The following is a 19,696-nucleotide window of genomic DNA, read 5'->3' on the forward strand; positions in this document are numbered from 1 at the left end:
GGATGGGTCGTTTACAGAGAAAGGAATAAAGGGGAGAGGGACGTTTTATATGAAAATATCAACAAAGCTCATGGCGGGTTTCGGGCTTTTGTTTATCTTGATGTTCGTGCTGGCGGGCATCGGGACGACTCGGATAAGCAGTATCGACGAGAGCCTCGATAGCGCGTTTGTCAACCGTTTTAACAAGACACGGATGGCCTACACGGCCCGTTCGGACGTCAATACGATCGCCAAATATATGGCGAATCTGCTGCTTAACACAGACCCCAATCAAGTGGGGGCCAAAGAAAACTTGGCTAAAGCGAACACTTACAAAGAGAAGCTGAAAGAAGGGGTAAACGCTCTCCAGAAATCCGCCGATTCGGATGTGGAGAAGCAGCTTACCTATGAGACGGTCAAAAGTACCGAAAATTTTATGTCCTACCTGAATCAGGCGATCGAGCTTTACGAAAACGGCAAAATCGTGGAAGCCAACAAACTGAGAACCGATATCGGCGTAACTTATCAGGATCAGGTAACGGATAGTGTGGATCATTTGACGCAGTATCTGGACGATAACGTACAAAAAGGGATTAACGAATTTAAAGCTTCCAACAGCAAAACGCTGCTCATGACCATTGTGCTGACAGTGGCCGCTCTCGTGATCGGCCTGGGAATCATGTACTGGATCATGCGCAGCTTGTCCCGTGGGCTCGCCCTGCTGACCGGCATGATCAAAGGTTTCGGTAACGGCCGGTTTGACCCGGGATACCGCGTTGAGGTGACGACGACGGACGAATTCGGCAAAGTTGCCGATGTTTTCAATACGATGGCCGACGACCTGGAAGAACTGATGCACAACGAACGGACCTTCAATAAGCAGAACGAAGATCAGGCATGGCTGAAGTCGAATGTGGCGAATATGAGCATGCTGCTGCAGGATCAGACCAACATGCATGACCTGACGAACCGCTTTATCTCGGAAGCGTCCCGGATGATCGGCGCGACGTTCGGAGCGGTGTATCTGTTGGAGCGGGAGGGCATGAGAACACGGCTTGTCCTCTCCTCCGCTTACGCGTTCGACAAAGATCCCGAGGACAATCTACTGCCCGAGTTCGCGCTCGGTCAGGGTCTTGTCGGCCAGGCGGCCGCCGACGGGCGGCGGATTATGGTCCAGGACGAAGTGGATAAGTATTTGACTATCCAATCTTCTTTCGGACAGCTGGACGCGAAATATCTGGTTGTCGAACCGGTCGTATCCGAGGAAGAAGTCGGAGCCGTCGTTGAATTTGCGGGACTGAAAATGCTCAGCGAGAATGAACTGGATCTGTTGGAACAGTTGACGGAGAATCTCGCGGTTTCCATCGGAAGAATCCGTTCCCGCGAACGGGTCGAGGAGCTTCTCCGCATGTCGCAGGCATTGACGGAGGAACTGCAAAGCCAGTCCGAAGAGCTCATTTCCCAGCAGGAAGAACTGCGTACTTCCAATGAGAAGTTGGAGGAGCAGACGAAGGCGCTGAAAGCGTCCGAAGAGCTGCTGCAGTCCCAGCAGGAAGAGCTGGAGCAGAATAACGAAGAGCTGCTCCGCAAAACGAAGCAGCTCCAGATCCAGGTTCAAGAAACGGAGCTGGCTAACCGCCAGATTGAGGAAGCCAAGGAAGCGCTGGAGAAGCAGGCGTTCGAGCTGGCGATGGCTTCAAAGTACAAATCCGAATTTTTGGCCAATATGTCGCATGAACTGCGTACGCCTCTTAACAGTATGCTTATTCTTTCGCAGATGCTTGCGGAGAATAAAGACAGCAACCTGTACGACAAGCAGGTGGAATACGCGGAGACGATTCACTCTTCCGGCTCCGATTTGCTCAAATTGATCAATGATGTCCTCGACCTTTCGAAGGTAGAAGCCGGTAAAGTAGAGGTCCAGGCCGAGTATGTTCTTGTGCCGGATATCATGGAAACGATCCAGCGTTCGTTTGAACAAGTTGCGCGCAAAAAGGCGCTGGGCTTTGAAATTACGACCGACAGCGGCGTTCCGCGCATGCTCTATACGGACAGCATGCGGCTGGAGCAGATTTTGCGGAATCTGCTGTCGAACGCCTTTAAATTCACGTCCCAGGGCTCCGTGCATTTGCATGTCTATCCCGTCAAGGAGGGAGAGCCGCAAATTGCTTTCTCCGTCAAGGATACGGGAATCGGGATCGCCGAAGAGAAGCAGCAGATTATCTTCGAAGCGTTCCAGCAGGCCGACGGGACGACGAGCCGGCAGTTCGGCGGAACGGGACTCGGGTTGTCCATCTCCAAGCAGCTCGCGAGCCTCCTCGGCGGTACGATCGAAATCTGCAGCCGGGAAGGGGAAGGCAGCACGTTCACGCTGTTCATCCCGCATCGGAAGTATTCCGAGCGCGTAGGAGGATCAGCGGAGGCGGCTGCCGCGGGAGAGGAGCGACAGGCCCTGCCGCTTCCTGGCGCGTCGGCAGTGCCGCAGCTTTCGGCACCTGCGCCCGTGCCGGTTAAACCGGCTCCGAAATTCGCCCAGCGCGAGGTGGAGGACGACCGGAGCAGCATCACCGAGAACGATAAAGTGCTGCTGATCGTGGAAGATGACGTGCACTTTATGAACGTGCTCGTCGACATGGCCCGCAGCCGCGGATTTAAGGCTCTGGTCGCGATGCAGGGAGATATCGGGCTGCAGATGGCGAAAGAGTATAAACCGGACGGCATCATCCTGGATATCCAGCTGCCAATCGTCGACGGCTGGTCGATTCTCGTCCAGCTCAAGAACAATGCCGAGACCCGGCATATCCCGGTACACGTGATGTCGGTTGTCGACGAAGTGCACCAGGGGCTCTCTATGGGCGCGATAGCCTATATGCGCAAGCCTTCCAGCAAGGATGTGCTGGAGCAAGCCTTTGTCGAGCTGGAAGGGTTCATCGATCAAAATCTGCGGAAGCTCCTGCTTGTAGAGGATGATCCCGTCCAAATGAACAATCTGATCGAGCTTATCCGTCACGACGATGTCCTTATCGAAGTGGCGAAAACGGCGGATGAAGCGATCGTGAAATTAAGAGAACTGCATTTCGACTGCATGGTTCTTGATATCGGCCTAGCGGATCAGTCCGCATTCGATCTGCTGGAGCGGATCAAAGCCGAGGAAGAGCTTCGCCGTCTGCCGATTGTTATTTACACGGAAAAAGAATACGATAAGAAAGACGAGATGAGACTTAAGAAATACGCGGAGTCCATCATCATCAAGAACGTGAAATCGCCGGAACGGCTTCTTGACGAAACGGCACTGTTCCTCCACAGGGTGGAAGAGACCCTGCCGGAGGAGAAAAAGCGGATTCTGCAGCGTCTTCACAGCAGCGAAGCGGTATTTGCCGGCAAGAAGGTACTTCTTGTCGATGACGATATCCGCAACGTGTTTGCGCTATCCAACCTGCTGGAAGGCTACAATATGAAGGTGCTGTTCGCGGAGACCGGGCGCCAAGCCTTGTCCATTCTTGAAAAGGAACCGGATCTTGATCTCGTTCTGATGGATATCATGATGCCGGAAATGGACGGTTATGAGGCTATGAAAGAGATCCGCAGCATGCCGCAATTCGATAATCTTCCGATTATCGCCCTGACCGCGAAAGCCATGCGGGATGACCGGGAGAAGTGTATACGGGCCGGCGCGTCGGATTATATAACAAAACCGATAAATAATGATCAGTTAATGTCTCTAATTCGCGTTTGGTTGTTTAAGTAAGAGAAGGAGCAAATGCGAACCCTCTGAATAAGAACCATCTAAGACGTGCCGCGGGGTCGATTCGGAGGAGAAGGAGAGAGACAATTTGGATTCGAATTTTCACCCTATAGATCAATTGCCGACTTTTTCCGGTCTGCAGGCCGAGCATGAACGCATCGAGATCAGTCTGTTGCTCGAGGGCATTTACCGGATTTACGGGTACGACTTCCGCAATTATTCGTACCCGTCTATCCGGCGGAGGATCTGGCACCGCATTCTGGCGGAGAAGCTGACGACCGTCTCCGGCCTGCAGGAGAGGGTGCTGCACGACCGGGAGTGCCTGGAGCGCCTGCTGTCGGATCTGGTGATTCACGTAACCGAGATGTTCCGCGATCCCGAGGTGTTCCTCAGCTTCCGCCAGAAAGTGGTTCCCCTGCTCCGCCAGTATCCGGCGATTCGCATCTGGCATGCGGGCTGCGCCACCGGAGAGGAAGTTTACTCCATGGCGATCCTGCTGCACGAAGAGGGGCTCTATGACCGCACCCGGATTTATGCGACGGATATAAACGAGGATGTGCTTAAAAAGGCGGAAAAAGGAATCTATCCGCTGCGAAGCATGAAAGACTATACGAGAAACTACCTGCAGTCCGGAGGCAAGGAAGCTTTCTCGAAATACTATACGGCTTCGAAGGATTCCGTTACGTTTCATTCCTTTTTGCGTGATAATATTGTTTTTGCCCAGCATAACCTGGTTACGGATCGCTCGTTTAACGAGTTCCATGTGATTTTGTGCCGGAACGTATTGATTTATTTCAATACCCAGCTCCAGAACCAGGTGCATACGCTCATCTACGAAAGCCTGGGACCGTCAGGGTTTCTGATTTTGGGCGATAAAGAAACGATCACTTTCACCAAGCACGCGTCCGCTTACGAAGCCGTCAGTACAGCCGACAAAATTTACCGCAAGGTGCAGTGACGCTGCATTAGATGAGGAGACGAGTTGGAGGAAGGGGTTTCTCGAAGTGAACTTGGATGAACCGATTAAAATACTGATGGTAGACGATCAGCCCGAGAATTTGCTGGCGCTTGAAGCCGTTCTTGCGGAAGAAAACTACCATCTGGTAAAAGCAGGCTCGGGTGAAGAGGCCCTTCGATGTTTATTGCACGACGATTTCGCCGTAATTGTCCTGGACGTTCAGATGCCGGGCATGGACGGTTTCGAGACGGCCCGTTGGATCAAATCACGGGAGAAATCGAAGGATATCCCGATTATTTTCATTACAGCGGCTTCCCATGAGAAGGAGCATGTCTTCGCGGCTTATTCCGTCGGCGCCATTGATTATATCGTCAAACCATTTGTGCCTCACACTTTGAAAGCGAAGATCGAAGGCTTCGTGAACCTGTACCTCGTTCAGAAAAAGCTCCAGCACCAGTCGGAGCTGCTGAATATGCGGACACAGGAACTGCTGACGGCTAAGGAAGCGGCGGAATCCGCCAACCGGGCCAAATCCGAGTTTCTTGCGCTGATGAGCCATGAAATCCGCACGCCCATGAACGGGGTCATGGCGATGACCGATCTGCTCCTGGAAACGGAGCTTTCGGATGAACAGCGGGAATATGCCGATACCATTTCGCGGAGCGGTGCCGCGCTGCTGCATATTATCAATCAGATTCTCGATTTCACTAAACTCGAATCTTCCAAAATGGAGATGAACACCGAGCCGTTCGATTTGGAGGTCTGCATGGAAGAAACGATGGACCTGTTCTATGGCGAATGCCGCAAAAAGGACCTCAATCTGGAACGGGATATTGCGGAGAATGTTCCAACCCATCTCATCGGGGATGAGCTGAAGCTCCGTCAGGTGCTCATTAATCTGATCGGCAATGCGGTTAAATTCACGGAGACGGGCGGCATTAAGGTTCAAGTGACGAATTTGGGAAAAGCCGGGGACAGCAGCCGGATTATTCTTCAATTCCGGGTCCGCGATACGGGGATCGGAATTCCGGCCGAGAAAAGAAACCGGCTGTTCCAGCCTTTTACACAGGTGGACTCTTCGATGACACGGAAATACGGAGGAACCGGCTTGGGGCTTGTCATTTGCCAAAATCTTGTGGAACTCATGTCCGGGAAAATGGAAGTTCACTCAGAAGAGGGCCAAGGCACCGAATTTGTTTTTACCGTACAAGCGGAAGAACTCCGCGTTTGATAAAAGCTTCGTAAACACGCGCAGAATGCGGTTTGCGGGGCTTTTTTTGTTGTCTTTTTTTATTGTTTCAAAGGAAGGGGAGGCGGTGTAAGAACAGGTACTATCGAGATATAGAGGCGGGTGGGAATAAGAAAGAAGCGGCACATAACGGGCTGACCCCTTAACAGCAATAGTTTTACAGATTGTACAAATAAAAGCGAACAAATCAAATTAAGTTGATTATGAATTCTCCGCACGGGGTATTTAAAGTTAGACAAGTTTTACTTGGGATTAAATAAACGAGAACTCTTTCTTATAGAAAAATAAAATCGACAACTACGAAAGGATCAGGTGACAGAGATGAGAAAACAGAGTGTAGCTTTACTACTAGCAGGAGGTGAAGGCCGCCGACTCGGTGCCCTTACCCAAAACACGGCGAAACCGGCGGTTCATTTCGCGGGCCGCTACCGAATGATCGATTACGCGCTCAGCAACTGCCGCAACTCCGGCGTGGACACGATCGGTGTTGTCACCCAATACAAACCGGAATCCCTTCATCAGCACATCGGAACGGGTGAAGCTTGGCTCAGTAAAACGGACAAAGGGTGCGTCGAAGTGCTTTGCTCGAACCAGGAGCATGTAATCGGCAACGAATTTACGGGAACGGCAAACGCGGTCTATCAGAACCGCCATTTTATCGAAAAGCACGATCCGGAATATGTATTGGTGCTTTCGGGCGACCACATTTACCAAATGGATTACAGTAAAATGATCGAACAGCATCAAAAGCTCGGTTCGGTCGCGACGATCGCGGTTAAGCCGGTAGGCTGGGACGAAGCGAGCCGCTTCGGAATTATGAACACGGACGAGGAAGGACGTATTGTCGAGTTTGAAGAGAAACCGGCACAGCCGAAGAGCAATCTGGCTTCGATGGGAATTTACGTATTCAACTGGGATTTCCTGAAGAAAGTGCTGGAGCGTGACGATTTGTCGGCAGATTCTTCCCACGATTTCGGTAAGGATGTCATTCCGATGATGGTCGAAGAAGGGGTTCGCGTTCATTCCTTCTCTTATGAGGGCTATTGGAAGGATGTCGGCACGATCGACAGCCTATGGCAGGCACAAATGGACCTGCTGAACGGTTCTCCGCTTATGAGCGAACTGGAATGGCCGATGTATACGGCCCCGATTGCCAGTGTAAAGCCTCACGTCGACCGTACGGCTAAAGTCGACCGTTCCCTGATCAGCGAAAACTGCGCCGTGTACGGTCAAGTTCAGAACTCGGTAATCTCTCATGGGGTTTACATAGGCAAAGGCAGCGTTCTGACGGACTGCGTGATTATGCCGAATGTCCGGATAGGGAACAACGTAAAGCTCCATAAAGCCATTATCGGCGAGGGAAGCGTATTGTGCGACGGTGTTACGGTAGGCAAGACGGATGCCCAGACGATTAGTGTGGTCGGAGATCATGAGGTGCTATACAAGATCAACGACAAAGCTCCGAAAATTTACCTGCCTCGTCTCGAGCAGCGTATCGGTTAAGGGGGATATTCACATGAATCATTCCATTATTGTCGTCGACAGCGAGAAGGAAATCCGCGATGTCATTCGTCAGCTTCAAACCGCCGGGTGTGAACCGCACTGCATTCATGTGCTGTCCGATGAAGCGGTAGACACGGAGAAGATGCTGAGGCCGCGTTATACAAGCCGTATCGGCTTCTCCGCAGAGCAAATGGCCTATACGATGGCGACTATTTTCCGCGGCAGCGGCATGGCGATGCGCTCTAAGCTCATCTCGCTGGGGCTGGCGGGAAGCGCGATCGCTTATTACGAAGAAGAAATTTCGCGGGGGCGCATTGTAGTCGTGGCGGTTCCCAGCCAGTTTGTTTATGCCTATGATGCCAGCTATGCGGATCAAGCGTTTGAAGCTTCCGCTGCGGGCCAATAATTTCAAACTCTGTAATCATCCCTTAGCCGCTCATGACCCCAATACGTCTTAGGAGGGACTCCAGATGAACAAGAAATCACTGACGATGGCGCTGCTTGGCGGTGCGCTGCTTTTCAGCGGCGCTCATGGACTTGAGGAGCCTGCGTCCGCAGGTGCGGATGACGGACTCATTTCTAAGGCGGCGCCTCCTTTGGTTCTTGGCGCTGGAGGTGCCATTCCGGAGATAGCGGGATACAAGACGGCTAATGCTAACGGTACGGTGTCGGCAATGCCGGCGGTAGCTACGGCCGAAGTAACGCCTGCAGGGACGTCCGGCTCCGTTAAACTGGAACGCGTAAACGGCATCTCTCTGTCCGACGATGTGAATGCGATTGTGAAGCGGAAGGGGGAGCCGGATTCTATCCGGAAGGATGAATTTTTCGGTGACACGAAAATTCTTGAGTATCCGGATTGCCGCGTCGCCGTGGGTGAATATGGGGTTGAATATGTAGAAGTTACCCCGGATCACAAACAGATCAATATCGACGGCAAGCCGGTGGCGAATAATTTGCAGGCGCTCGAAAAGACGCTGGGAGAGCCTTACTGGGTAGCCGAGGACGGCCTGGTCTATACGCAGGACAGTCAAGCGCTGAAATTGTTTGTAGACCCTGACAGCGGCCAGTTAAAATCGGTTCATTTCTTCTCCAGTGTTACGGAATAAGAACGAATTGCTTGAATCCTAGTAAGAAGGTAAAACCCGCTTAAAGCGGGTTTTTTGTTGTTGTTTTGTTTCGGATAAGATCAGAAGCCGAGACTGAGACGGGCTAAAGGGAGGGGACAGACACCGTTGTGTAGGGTAACGTGGAGCAGCCGGAAGCCATGACCAGATCAACGCAGACCCGAAAGGGCCTAGTTCCTAGCATTTATGGCCGATTCGATTGATCAGACCCGACAACCCGATAACCAGGCAGCCGACTTGGCATGTCGGAAGGACTAGAATCATATAAGATGCAGCCGATAGGTTTTCTCTATTTTGCGAACTTCTAAAGCGCCTATACACGCACGTGTTGAACATAGAGCATGGGTGCTAGTAAAACAAAAAATCAGCCTTGCAAGAAGGCTGATTAAAGGAGATCTATTAAAATTTAGGGAATACATATTTAATGAGGAAGTAAAGGAAACCAAAGAAGATGATGAGATAGGCCGCATATTTGATAAAAGTAGAAGCGACGGCGCTCGAATCCGATCTTTTCTCAATGTGTCTCTGCTCGATGTCGACATTTTTGTCTTGATCCATGGGTACCCCTCCTTCCTTCACCGGATCATTTGCGGTAGTCTTAATCGTTTATGTAAGACTCCAGCATCCAGATGTGTTTTTCAAGGTTGGTGCAGATTTCAGTCAGCATATCGGCCGTACCGGGATCGCCTTCGTTTTCGGCGGTTTCGATCGCTTCCTTGGATTCTTTCGTAATGGTGCGGAAGTCTTGAATAAGCTCTTCTACCATTTGGCCGGCATTGCGCTCCGGAGAAACTTCTTTGATAGAAGAATTCGTTTGGAATTCTTTCGTTGTGGAAAGCGGGCTTCCCTTAAGTCCCAGAATACGCTCGGCAATCGTGTCGAGGTAAAGATCGGCTTCTTTATAGAGCTCTTCGAATTTTACATGAAGAACGAAGAACGAAGGGCCCTTGAGGTACCAATGGAACTGATGCAGCTTGACGTACATGACACCCCAGTTCGCCACTTGTTTATTCAGTAAAGTTACGGTTTGTTTTTCTTTAGCTGTAGATGTTTTAGCCATGCTTATTTCCTCCCTTGTACTCTGAATAGTCGTGTCTACAAGCTCATTACCCGCAGTCTTACCCGGCGAAACAAGGCAAATTATAAAGGGAAATCCCGTGTTTCAAAGTGCCCGGCAGGTGGTAAAATTGAGATGAGTCGGTCGATCCGGCGGGTTTCATGAGCAAGGTTCACGTATAAGGGAGGGGATAGCTTATGATATGGCAAATTAGCTTAGCGGTTATTGCGGTTGCCTTTGTGGTGCTCGTCGTTTTTCTGGTGAAGACACTCCGGTCGGTGACCGATCTTGTTGCCCAGACGAACCAGACCATTCAGCAAGTTCAGCAGCAGGTGACGGTAGTAAGCCAGGAAGCAAACGAACTGCTTCGTCATACCAATGAGGTTAGCCTGGACGTGCGCAACAAGCTGCATGCGCTCGATAAAACCTTTTACACCATTAAAAATGTCGGGGATGTGGTAAGCGAGATTACGACTTCCGTGCGCCAGACCTCGGCTACCGTAACGAATACAATGAGAAACAAAGTGGAGAAAGAGCTGAACTCTCCGAAAAGCATCGTGAACCGAATCGCGCCTCTGGTTCCGGTAGCGGTCGATATGTGGAAGAGATTGAAGCAGAGCCGCACGACGAACAGCAAAAGCGTAGCCGTCAAGTAAGACGGCTTCTTACAAAAACAGCCCGAAGCGGGCTGACAAAAACAAGAAAGATAAAAAAGTTGTTTCACTTGGAATTAGGGCGGGTAAAGTAAGTAGTATGCGCAGGTATTATAATTGGTGGGTCATTGACTAAGGAGGACAAATAAATGGTGCAAGAAAACAAATTCCGGATGGAAAAACAAATTACAGATGATGATAACATCATTTCTTTGATTGGGGAGCTGGATCTTTCCAAGGCTTCCGAATTTAATACAAACGTGGACCCGTTTGTGCAAGATGTGGGACGCAAACTTATTCTCAATCTTAAGGAACTGACCTATATCGACAGCACGGGTATCGGAGTTATCCTTACGATTATCAAAACCCGTCACGCTTTAAAAGCGCCTTTTGCGGTTGAGAATGTCCCTCCCAAGGTCCAGAAGTTGTTTGACCTTACGGGGTTGACACCGTTTTTGTCGGCTGTAGCGAATACTGTGAATTAAGAAAGGAAAGAAAAGGGTCTATGGAATCCAAAAATCGTACTGTGAGTTTAACGCTGCCCGCTGAAGCTGAATACATCGATCTTGTCCGTTTGACGCTCTATGGAATCAGCTCCAAGATGGGGTTCTCTTATGAAGATATCGAAGATATGAAAGTCGCCGTTTCGGAGGCTTGCAACAACGTTGTGGTTCACGCTTACGAGCCGGGCCAGGGCGGCAAAATGGAAGTTCATTTCGAAGAAGTGGAAGGCGGCATCAAAATTATCGTGCAGGATCAGGGTCTAAGCTTTGATCATGTCACGAAAGTGGGTTCCGCCGACTCTTTGCACAACAAATCACTCGATGAAGTGAGCAGCGGCGGCCTCGGATTATATCTCATGCAAGCCCTGATGGACCATGTAGAGGTGAAAGGGGATCATGGGACTGTAGTCATCTTAACGAAGCTGGTCAGCAAAAGTGAGGAAATGGTATGAAATTACAATCCGAGAGGAAAGAGATGGAGCATATCCATGATCTGATTCGACAGTATCAGGAAACCGAATGCAATGATATCGCTACCTCTTTGCTTATTCAATACGAGTCTACTGTGAAAATGGCCGCGGCGAAGATGTCCCGCAACCGTCCGGATCTGTATGAAGATCTGATTCAAATCGGGCAAATCTCCCTGTTGAAGCTGTTTAAACAGTTCGACCCTTCTCACGGTGTGCAGTTTGATGCTTACATGATGAAGAGCATTATCGGCCACATGAAGAATTATCTTCGTGACAAATCCTGGTATATTCAGGTTCCGAGACGGATTAAAGAAAAAGGATTCCAGATCCAGCAGGCGATCGATCATCTGACGATGCGGCTGGAACGCTCCCCCAATGTCAACGAGATTGCGGAAGAGCTGAGTCTGACTGTCGAGGAAACGATTGAAATTTTGGCCGGACGTGAATGCTATCATTATGTGTCCTTGGATATGCCGCTTTCAACGGAAGAGAACGGGTCGACGATTGGCGATGTATTGGGTACTCAAGTGGATGAGTATCTCAATGTCGACAATAAACTCGATTTGCAGGAGGCGCTGAGCCACCTCAAGCCTGAGGAGCAGAAAGTCCTGATGCTGGCTTACGTGGATGGATATTCGCAAAGAACCATCGCCCAGGATCTTGGCGTTTCTCAAATGAGCGTATCCCGTATTCAGCGAAGGGCGCTGGATAAGCTGCGCAAATATTTCGAGAAGAACAAGCCCGGTGAAGGAGCTTGACCCGTTCATGCAGCAATAGAACCTGCAGAAAAGAACACGTTGCTATAGCGTGTTCTTTTTTAATGACAGCATTCTGGTAAAGGAAGGGTGTACATGGAAGATAAAGAGCTGGAATCTTCATCGAATTGGGTTTGGCACGACCTGCATGATAAGGAAGGAGATCTGAATGTAGCGGTCGAAGCGCTGCCCGAAGAGCTGAAACCGCTCGTGAAACAGGCCGCAGCGGAACCGTTCGAGGCCCGTTTATACCGGAATAAAGGAAGCGAGCTGCTGGAGGGAGCTTTTTATTACGATTTTGATTCCAAATGCCGGGAAGGCACTCCGATCTTTCATTTTCTAGTCAACGAGCATCATCTCGTTACGATCAATTTCAAAGAAGAGCTGTTGTCTCCCTTCGATCCGGACTTGATCCGCGAACAGGCCTTGAATGCCAAGAATGCGCTGGAAGGTCTTTTCGTTATCCTTGGCTATATCGCGGAGCGGCTGCTGCATGTTCTGACGGATTATGAGAAAAGGATGCGCCAGGTCGGGGAGCATATGAGAAAAAGAAACAACTCCAAGCTGCTGGACCGCATCCTTGACCGCCGTCACGAGCTGCTGGACCTAACTAAATGGGTGCGTCCGCTCAAAGACACGATGATGACGACCAAAGAGTTGTTTGTCGAGAATATGGAAGAAGGATTGGAACACCGCAGAATGTGCATCAAAATCGAGCGGATAATGACGCGGTTGAAGCTCTACACGGAAGAGGTAGAGGCTCTGCTGGCCCTGGATACGAGTATTGCGAACTACCGGGGGAATGAGATCACGAAGACATTGACGGTCTTTACGGCCGTATTTGCGCCGCCTACGATGCTGGCGGGAATATGGGGCATGAACTTCGAGAATATGCCGGAGCTGAAGTGGACGGCGGGCTATTATCTGGCCTTGGGTCTCATCGTCGCTCTCCCAATTGTAGTCCTCGGCTGGCTTCATTGGAAAGGCTGGACAGGCGATATTATCAAGGGAAAAAACAAACATTCCAATCTGAAATAAACGGATGGGCTCCGTAAGGGGCCGGTCCGGCTTTTCGGATAACGGCCGGCTGTCAGAAGAAACGGTTTCAAGCAGGAAGAAACATGGGTAAATACTATCCATACCCAATTAAAATGAATTCCCACTATAATGGAGGCGGTGAGTCTTATGACAGTCAAATATACGATCGACTGTGAAGGCAGCGAGATTCTGGTTCGTGAAGTTGACGGAGCAACTTATCAGCTTTGTATACGTGCTAGTACGAACCCGCTTGGCAATGGGAATGTTTTGGAAACGTATTCAGAATTCTACCGTGCGGTCCGTGCAGCCGATCATTTTTGTGAAACCTACGCCAAGGCGAAAGAAAACGGGTTTTACCTGCAGGAGACTTTCCTGGTAAAGCCGGATAAACATCCGATTCCGGTCAGCAAAATTCTGAACGAAGAGATGCAGAGGGAACAAGTGAATGCACTCTTTGCGTAATGAAAATAACGACAGTCCGGGGCAGAGGGATCTGCTTCCGGGCTGTTTTTTGCAGAAGAAAAAAGACTGCCCGAGCCCTTGGCCCGCCGAGCAGTCTTCGTTTTATTTATACATATCCACGTAGGAAACGAGTTTCGCGATAAATTCTCCGATGATCGGCATGGACAGGAACTGGGAAACGATCCAGCCGAGCAGAGCGACTACAACCGTCGTACCGATCGTCAGGCCCAAGCCTCTGGCCAGGCCGGCCGTAAAATTCGTTATAATCCGTTTGCGCGGATTGAGATAATTTTCGAGCACGTCTTTATACTCGGAGCGTTCCAGGATGGTAGCAAGGCGTTCCAGCGCCAATTCCTTCCGGCTCGGTTCCTGAGAAGGAATCGGTACCTCTCCAGGGACTCGGCGCTCACGGGTGGGAGAAGAATGTCTCATACGGAATGCACCTCTTTCGGTCAGTTTGAACGGCTCCTGGGTGGCGGCTTTCGCCAAAACAGCCAGCTCTCCGCAGAGAAGCTGGCTGCCGATGCTCGGAACAATTTCAATGGGATGTTCCCGAAGCGGTTCAGTTCATCGGTTTATTGGACGAGTCCATGCTGTTTAGCATCTGGTCCGCACGCTCTTCTTTCATTTCTTTCACATTATCGAGAGCTCGGTTGGTGGAATTCGCTGCGCTGCTTACCAAATCCTTCGAACGGTCAACCAGATTGCTGGTCTGTTCGTTCACGCGGCTGGCAACATCCGCAACTTTCGTTTTGGCGTCGGATGCGAGTTCTTGACCTTTCGCCATCCATTCGGAATATTTGGCCGAGAGATCTTCCCTCATTTCACGGCCTGTTTTAGGGGCAAGAAGAAGGGCGGTGATCGCGCCTACACCTGCACCTACCAGAGTACCAAGCAATACGCCATTACCTTTGGATTCGTTAGACATGTGATCCATCTCCTTTACCTGAAGTTCATTTTTTTAAAACACAAAATACATTTATAGAAATGTGAAGTGTTTCCGCGTGTTAAGCATTGGTGCGGTGAAAAGCGCGGCTGGCAAGACCGATCAGGAAAACGAATAACGCTGCCCCGATAATAGCCGGAATGACAGAGAAGCCGCCGATTTCGGGACCCCAACTGCCGAGAAGCAATGAACCGAGCCACGCTCCGACAAAACCGGCCAGCATGGAACCCAGTATGCCTCCCGGCATATTGCTTCTGACGATCGCGTCGCCGATAATCCCGATGACTACGGCCATTATAATGGTAATAATGAAGCCTATCATGGTTCCACTCCCCTTTATCTTGTTGATTCTGCCGTACTTTTTTCTACCCGGCAGGAAGCGAGATGAAACAAATGGAGTTTGCACGAATTCCTTATATCCGCTTATTCGAAGCTGCCCTGCTCTTTCATGACCGCCTGAATCGTCTCGATAAAGGCGTCCGCCGCCTTCGAAAGGTAACGACCCCGCCTGTGGGCGATCACCAGCGTCCGGGACGGATGATTCCGGAGTGGAAGGTGAATAGGGGACAGCTCGCTGCGCGTTCTTTTGGCGATCAGATAAGGAACGAAGGCGATGCCCATTCCGGCGGCGACAAGAGACTGGACCGTCTCCATGTTGGAACTCTCGAAGACGATATTCGGAGTGAAGCCGGCTTCCTGACACAGGGCGACGTTGATTTTACGGAACCCTTGGCCTTTCTTAAGTGCGATGAACGCTTCGCTTTCCAGTTCGGAGATCGTGACAGGCTCCCCGTTTTCCATGTGACGCTTGGCAAGAGGATGGCTTGGCGGAAAGGCGATGACGATTTCTTCTTCCAGCAGGTGGGAGTACACGAGTGAATCTTCCTGCAAGGGGAGGGAGAGCAGGGAAATGTCCGTTTGACCGCTGGTCGTCAATTTCTCCAGATTGGCGGAAGTCTCCTCGACGAGAACGACCTCGATATCCGGGTAGGCGGCCTGGAAGACGGGCAGCACATAAGGCATGATCGTAGAGCCGGTGATCGGCATGCTTCCGACAACGAGCTTGCCCTTTTTCATCTGAGAGATATCTTCCATCTCCTGCTTCAACTGCTCGAGCGAATCAAGAATGGCCTGGGCTTTATCTACAAAAATAGAACCGGCGTGAGTCAGCTCTACCGAGTTGGTGCTGCGCTGGAAAAGCAGAACGCCTATTTCGCGTTCGAGCTTGGACAACTGCTGGCTGAGCGAAGGCTGGGCGATATGAAGCTTTTCGGCCGCCCGCGAGAAGTTGCGCTCCAGTGCGATTTGTACGGCGTATTGCAGCTGGCGAAGTTCCATATGAAGACACCTCTGATTATTGGTTTTACCTATGAAGGTTATAGTTATTATATCTTGGAACAATGAAGAAAGAAATGATAGCATAAGATTATCAATTAATTAACGGAATCTTTAGCTGGGGTGAGCGACATGAGCAAAAAAACATTATTCGAAAAAATTTGGAATAACCACGTGATTTACCAAGAAGAAGGAAAACCGAGCATCTTGTACATCGATCTTCATCTTGTGCATGAGGTAACTTCTCCGCAGGCATTCGAAGGACTCCGTCTGAGCGGGCGCCAGGTGCGCCGTCCGGAGCTGACTTTCGCCACGATGGACCACAACGTGCCTACGAAAGACCGTTTTAACATCAAGGATCCGATTTCCAAACAACAGATTGACACGCTTTCGCAGAACTGCCGCGATTTCGGCGTTACCCTGTTCGACCTGAACCATGTGGATCAAGGCGTTGTCCACGTTATGGGGCCTGAACTCGGTTTGACTCATCCGGGCAAGACGATCGTTTGCGGTGACAGCCATACGTCCACGCACGGTGCTTTCGGGGCCCTGGCGTTCGGGATCGGCACAAGCGAAGTCGAGCACGTGCTGGCTACCCAGACGCTGCAGCAGGCGAAGCCGAAGACGCTGGAAGTTCGCGTAAACGGCGCCCTGCCCGTAGGCGTGACCGCAAAGGATCTTATTCTGGGCATCATCGCCCAGTACGGAACAGACTTTGCGACAGGCTACGTCATTGAATACACAGGCGAAGCGATCCGCGGATTGTCCATGGAAGAGCGCATGACCGTCTGCAACATGTCGATCGAGGCCGGTGCGAGAGCGGGACTGATCGCGCCTGACGAGACGACGTTCGAATACCTGCGCGGCCGCCAGTATGTGCCGCAGGACGCGGCTTTCGACCAGGCCGTCGAAGCCTGGAAGCTTCTGACTACGGATGAAGGTGCATCCTACGACCTCGTCGTTGACTTCGACGCCGCGTCCCTCGTGCCGCAGGTTACCTGGGGCACGAGCCCGGGCATGGGCACGGGCGTAACGAACAGCGTGCCTAACCCGCAGGAAATGGCGACGGAGAACGAGCGTAAAGCGGCCGAGAAGGCGCTTGAATATATGGGCCTTGAGCCCGGAACACCGATGACGGAGCTTGCCGTCGACCGCGTATTCATCGGTTCCTGCACGAACGGCCGCATCGAGGATCTGCGTCGTGCGGCGGCCGTGGCGAACGGCTACAAAGTCAATGCGAACGTCAACGCCATTGTCGTTCCCGGTTCGGGCCGCGTTAAGCTGCAGGCCGAGAAAGAAGGCCTCGATAAAATCTTTATCGAAGCGGGTTTCGAATGGCGCGATGCGGGCTGCAGCATGTGCCTCGCCATGAATCCGGACGTTCTCAGCCCGGGCGAGCGCTGCGCGTCCACATCGAACCGCAACTTCGAAGGCCGTCAGGGCCGCGGAGGCAGAACGCACCTTGTTTCTCCGGAGATGGCCGCGGCTGCGGCGATCGAAGGCCGCTTCACGGACGTGCGCGGCTGGACGTACAGAGTGCCGCAGGAAGCGTAACCAGAACGAGATAACAGGAAGCGAGGAAAACAATCATGGAAGCATTCAAACAACACACCGGACTCGTCGGACCGGTTGACCGTGTCAACGTAGATACAGACGCTATCATCCCAAAACAATTTTTGAAACGTATCGAGCGCACCGGCTTCGGACAATTTCTGTTCTTCGAGTGGAGATTTACCGAGGACGGTCAGGTGATCCCCACGTTTGACCTGAATAAACCGCGTTATCAGGGAGCATCCGTGCTCATTTCACGCGCTAACTTCGGCTGCGGATCTTCCCGTGAACACGCGCCGTGGGCGATTCTCGATTACGGCTTCAAAGTCGTCATCGCGCCTTCTTACGCGGATATTTTCTACAACAACTGTTTCAAAAACGGCATCCTGCCGATCAAGCTGAGCGAAGAACAGGTGGAAGAATTGTTCCAACGCACGGCGAAGCACGAGGGCTACAAGCTCAATGTCGATTTGGAAAACAAGACGCTGACCGACGAGTACGGTCTGAAAATTGATTTCGATCTTGACGAGCACCGCCGCCAATTCCTTCTTCAAGGGCTTGACGATATCGGGCTGACGCTGCAGCACGCGGATAAAATTTCCGCTTACGAAGCACAGCATCAAGAACGCCTTGCACTGAATCTGTAAACGGCGTGTCCGCCTTTTTACCAATAGCCGTTCCCTTCCACAGGGAACGGTTTTTCGCCGTTTCCTTCTTTTCCAATATATCTCTTTAAATCTATCAAACAGCCCCAAAAAAGCCGATATACAAGGTTATTAGGCGAAATAGTGCAACTTTTGGCATTAAACCTGCGTCTAACTCTATGTTCGGCGCCGTCGAATCTATGCTCTCGTTGTCCGACCGTAGCATAATTTGGTAGAATAGAGAAGAGGCGGGCAACTCGGCGAGAAGAGACGAACGCTGAAAAATAAGTGTAAGAGGTGTATGATGAAACTTTGGTCCACTGTCGCCACGCTGCTCATGATCGCTCTGCTCCTGCCCTCATTGGCTTTCGGTGCAACGTCCCCCCCAACCGCTAAAATCGTGCTGGACGGTAAGACGCTGACAACCGAAGTGGACCCGCTCAACGTGGATGGTAATGTGTTGGTTCCGATTCGGCAAATTTTCGAGAAACTCGGCGCCAAGGTGACCTGGGATCAGTCGAAGCAGACCGCGACTATTGTTCGTGACAGCATGAAGATCCAGCTTACGGTCGGGGACCGCAATCCGGTCGTCAACGGAAGCAGGGCTGAACAACTTGAGGTCGCCCCGATGAACGTGAAGGGCAATGTGCTCGTTCCCGTTAGGTTCGTCGGACAGAAAATCGGCTACGATTTCAAATGGGTACAAGCAACCAGCACAGTACAAATCTTCCCGAAGAGCGGACAAGGCTCCGGTGCGGGAACACCGCCCACAACGCCGACTCCGACACCGACGCCAACGCCGAATCCCGGCCAGGTATCGGATAAGGTGCTTGTGAAAACGATCGAACTGACCAAGGATCAGCTTCTGGTCGGAACGGACAAGAAGTCTCCCCAGGCGAATGTATTCAAGCTTACCTCGCCGGACCGGATCGTCATCGATCTGCCGGGTACGGAACTTGACGCTTCGCTCGCCGCCAAACTCGTCAACAATGTCGGAGAAGCCTCTTCCCTGCATCCGATGGTGGAGAAGGTAAGGTTTTCGAATTTCGACAACGATCCGGCTACCGTAAGAATTACGCTTGACATGAAAGGGAAAGCGGATCTTACGATCAGCGCCGCAGCGGGACAGGCCAACCTGCTCGTTGGAGTTTTGAAAGCTCCGGAACCGGGTAAAACCAAATACAAAGTCGTTATTGACGCCGGTCACGGCGGAACCGATTCAGGCGCGGTTTCCCTGACCAATAAGAAGGAAAAGGATTTTGTACTGGCCGTAGCGAATAAAGTAGCGAAGCTGCTGGAGAAAGAACCGAACATCCAGACCTATATGACACGTTCCACGGACACTTTTGTCACACTGAAAGGCCGTTCCGAATTTGCCAATAACCTGGATGCCGACCTGTTCCTTTCGATCCACGCGAACAAGGCGACTCCGACAGCCGGCGGTACCGAAACCTTCTATTACGAGCGTGCGGACAGCAAAGCCTTCGCGAACGTCGTTCAGAAGCATTTGCTCGAAGCAACCGGGTTTAAAGACCGGGGTGTTAAAGAAGGCGACCTGCACGTCGTAAGAGAAACGAAGATGCCGGCAGCACTTGCCGAAGTCGGATTCCTGTCCAACGCGCAGGAGGAAGCCCTAATGTACACGTCCGCTTTCCAGGACAAAGTCGCGGCCTCTTTCGTAGCTGCCATCAAAGAGTATTTGAAGATTTCGTAATAAGCAAGGA

21 protein-coding genes are annotated in these 19,696 nt (G+C 51.3%); 15 read left to right on the forward strand and 6 right to left on the reverse strand.

Translation table 11 applies throughout. From position 1 onward, the window contains the following. Positions 1-49: 49 nt before the first annotated feature. The 6 genes from KVT34_RS01565 (at position 50) to KVT34_RS01590 (ending at position 8,540) form a co-directional block, all read left to right on the forward strand. On the forward strand, positions 50-3,727 hold the full coding sequence (locus KVT34_RS01565; RefSeq protein ID WP_217556327.1) for a response regulator: 3,678 nt from the start codon (positions 50-52) through the stop codon (positions 3,725-3,727). Between the two features lie 85 nt (positions 3,728-3,812). After that, complete coding sequence (locus tag KVT34_RS01570) at positions 3,813-4,682, forward strand: CheR family methyltransferase (protein WP_217556328.1); 870 nt, start codon at positions 3,813-3,815, stop codon at positions 4,680-4,682. 46 nt (positions 4,683-4,728) lie between these two features. Continuing rightward, a complete protein-coding gene (locus KVT34_RS01575; RefSeq protein WP_217556329.1) occupies positions 4,729-5,913 on the forward strand; it encodes an ATP-binding protein in 1,185 nt (394 codons plus the stop codon). Between the two features lie 339 nt (positions 5,914-6,252). Then, complete coding sequence (locus KVT34_RS01580; RefSeq protein ID WP_217556330.1) at positions 6,253-7,434, forward strand: glucose-1-phosphate adenylyltransferase; 1,182 nt, start codon at positions 6,253-6,255, stop codon at positions 7,432-7,434. Positions 7,435-7,447: 13 nt separating this feature from the next. After that, positions 7,448-7,840 carry a YflT domain-containing protein gene (locus KVT34_RS01585; protein ID WP_217556331.1) on the forward strand — a complete coding sequence of 131 codons (393 nt, stop codon included), beginning with the start codon at positions 7,448-7,450 and terminating at the stop codon, positions 7,838-7,840. A 64-nt stretch (positions 7,841-7,904) separates the two neighbouring features. After that, entirely contained in the window at positions 7,905-8,540 is a 636-nt protein-coding gene (locus KVT34_RS01590; RefSeq protein WP_217556333.1) for a hypothetical protein, read from the forward strand. 417 nt (positions 8,541-8,957) lie between these two features. Here the strand turns inward: KVT34_RS01590 and KVT34_RS01595 are convergent, their stop codons facing one another. Both KVT34_RS01595 and KVT34_RS01600 read right to left on the reverse strand, forming a co-directional pair. Then, the gene (locus KVT34_RS01595) at positions 8,958-9,116 is read right to left on the reverse strand and encodes a hypothetical protein (protein WP_164977122.1); all 159 of its coding nucleotides are present in this window, start codon (positions 9,114-9,116) and stop codon (positions 8,958-8,960) included. Between the two features lie 40 nt (positions 9,117-9,156). Next, positions 9,157-9,618, reverse strand: a complete 462-nt coding sequence (locus tag KVT34_RS01600) for a Dps family protein (RefSeq protein WP_217556335.1) — start codon at positions 9,616-9,618, stop codon at positions 9,157-9,159. Positions 9,619-9,812: 194 nt separating this feature from the next. On the opposite strand from KVT34_RS01600, the gene KVT34_RS01605 reads away from it, so the two are divergent. The 6 genes from KVT34_RS01605 to KVT34_RS01630 all read left to right on the forward strand — a co-directional run bounded on the left by KVT34_RS01605 (position 9,813) and on the right by KVT34_RS01630 (position 13,496). Beyond that, positions 9,813-10,271: a DUF948 domain-containing protein gene (locus KVT34_RS01605; RefSeq protein ID WP_042228358.1), complete on the forward strand. Its 459-nt coding sequence runs from the start codon at positions 9,813-9,815 to the stop codon at positions 10,269-10,271. 146 nt (positions 10,272-10,417) lie between these two features. Beyond that, positions 10,418-10,753 (forward strand): STAS domain-containing protein, encoded by a 336-nt coding sequence (locus tag KVT34_RS01610; protein WP_217556336.1) that lies wholly within the window; start codon positions 10,418-10,420, stop codon positions 10,751-10,753. A gap of 20 nt (positions 10,754-10,773) precedes the next feature. Further along, the gene (gene rsbW / locus KVT34_RS01615; protein WP_042228356.1) at positions 10,774-11,223 is read left to right on the forward strand and encodes an anti-sigma B factor RsbW; all 450 of its coding nucleotides are present in this window, start codon (positions 10,774-10,776) and stop codon (positions 11,221-11,223) included. Beyond that, positions 11,220-11,999, forward strand: a complete 780-nt coding sequence (locus tag KVT34_RS01620; RefSeq protein ID WP_103995048.1) for a sigma-70 family RNA polymerase sigma factor — start codon at positions 11,220-11,222, stop codon at positions 11,997-11,999. The genes rsbW and KVT34_RS01620 overlap by 4 nt, the downstream gene beginning before the upstream one ends. A gap of 93 nt (positions 12,000-12,092) precedes the next feature. Beyond that, the gene (locus KVT34_RS01625; RefSeq protein WP_217556337.1) at positions 12,093-13,034 is read left to right on the forward strand and encodes a magnesium transporter CorA family protein; all 942 of its coding nucleotides are present in this window, start codon (positions 12,093-12,095) and stop codon (positions 13,032-13,034) included. Positions 13,035-13,181: 147 nt separating this feature from the next. Next, positions 13,182-13,496, forward strand: coding sequence for a hypothetical protein (locus tag KVT34_RS01630; protein ID WP_217556338.1), 315 nt, complete (start codon positions 13,182-13,184; stop codon positions 13,494-13,496). Positions 13,497-13,598: 102 nt separating this feature from the next. On the opposite strand, the gene KVT34_RS01635 is transcribed toward KVT34_RS01630, so the two are convergent. The 4 genes from KVT34_RS01635 to KVT34_RS01650 all read right to left on the reverse strand — a co-directional run bounded on the left by KVT34_RS01635 (position 13,599) and on the right by KVT34_RS01650 (position 15,780). Then, positions 13,599-13,928: a DUF5665 domain-containing protein gene (locus tag KVT34_RS01635; protein WP_042228351.1), complete on the reverse strand. Its 330-nt coding sequence runs from the start codon at positions 13,926-13,928 to the stop codon at positions 13,599-13,601. Between the two features lie 130 nt (positions 13,929-14,058). Continuing rightward, the gene (locus KVT34_RS01640; RefSeq protein ID WP_217556339.1) at positions 14,059-14,424 is read right to left on the reverse strand and encodes a YtxH domain-containing protein; all 366 of its coding nucleotides are present in this window, start codon (positions 14,422-14,424) and stop codon (positions 14,059-14,061) included. Positions 14,425-14,503: 79 nt separating this feature from the next. Then, the gene (locus KVT34_RS01645; protein WP_009675502.1) at positions 14,504-14,764 is read right to left on the reverse strand and encodes a GlsB/YeaQ/YmgE family stress response membrane protein; all 261 of its coding nucleotides are present in this window, start codon (positions 14,762-14,764) and stop codon (positions 14,504-14,506) included. A gap of 101 nt (positions 14,765-14,865) precedes the next feature. Next, entirely contained in the window at positions 14,866-15,780 is a 915-nt protein-coding gene (locus KVT34_RS01650) for a LysR family transcriptional regulator (RefSeq protein ID WP_217556340.1), read from the reverse strand. A 129-nt stretch (positions 15,781-15,909) separates the two neighbouring features. Here KVT34_RS01650 and leuC point away from each other — a divergent pair, with 129 nt between their 5' ends. The 3 genes from leuC to KVT34_RS01665 all read left to right on the forward strand — a co-directional run bounded on the left by leuC (position 15,910) and on the right by KVT34_RS01665 (position 19,686). Beyond that, entirely contained in the window at positions 15,910-17,331 is a 1,422-nt protein-coding gene (leuC, locus tag KVT34_RS01655; protein ID WP_217556341.1) for a 3-isopropylmalate dehydratase large subunit, read from the forward strand. Positions 17,332-17,366: 35 nt separating this feature from the next. Next, on the forward strand, positions 17,367-17,975 hold the full coding sequence (leuD, locus tag KVT34_RS01660; protein ID WP_217556342.1) for a 3-isopropylmalate dehydratase small subunit: 609 nt from the start codon (positions 17,367-17,369) through the stop codon (positions 17,973-17,975). Positions 17,976-18,273: 298 nt separating this feature from the next. Then, positions 18,274-19,686 (forward strand): N-acetylmuramoyl-L-alanine amidase family protein, encoded by a 1,413-nt coding sequence (locus tag KVT34_RS01665; RefSeq protein WP_254634499.1) that lies wholly within the window; start codon positions 18,274-18,276, stop codon positions 19,684-19,686. Positions 19,687-19,696: the final 10 nt, after the last annotated feature.

Origin of the sequence: Paenibacillus sp. GbtcB18 (assembly GCF_019091125.1) — a bacterium.
Taxonomy (GTDB): domain Bacteria; phylum Bacillota; class Bacilli; order Paenibacillales; family NBRC-103111; genus Paenibacillus_F; species Paenibacillus_F chitinolyticus.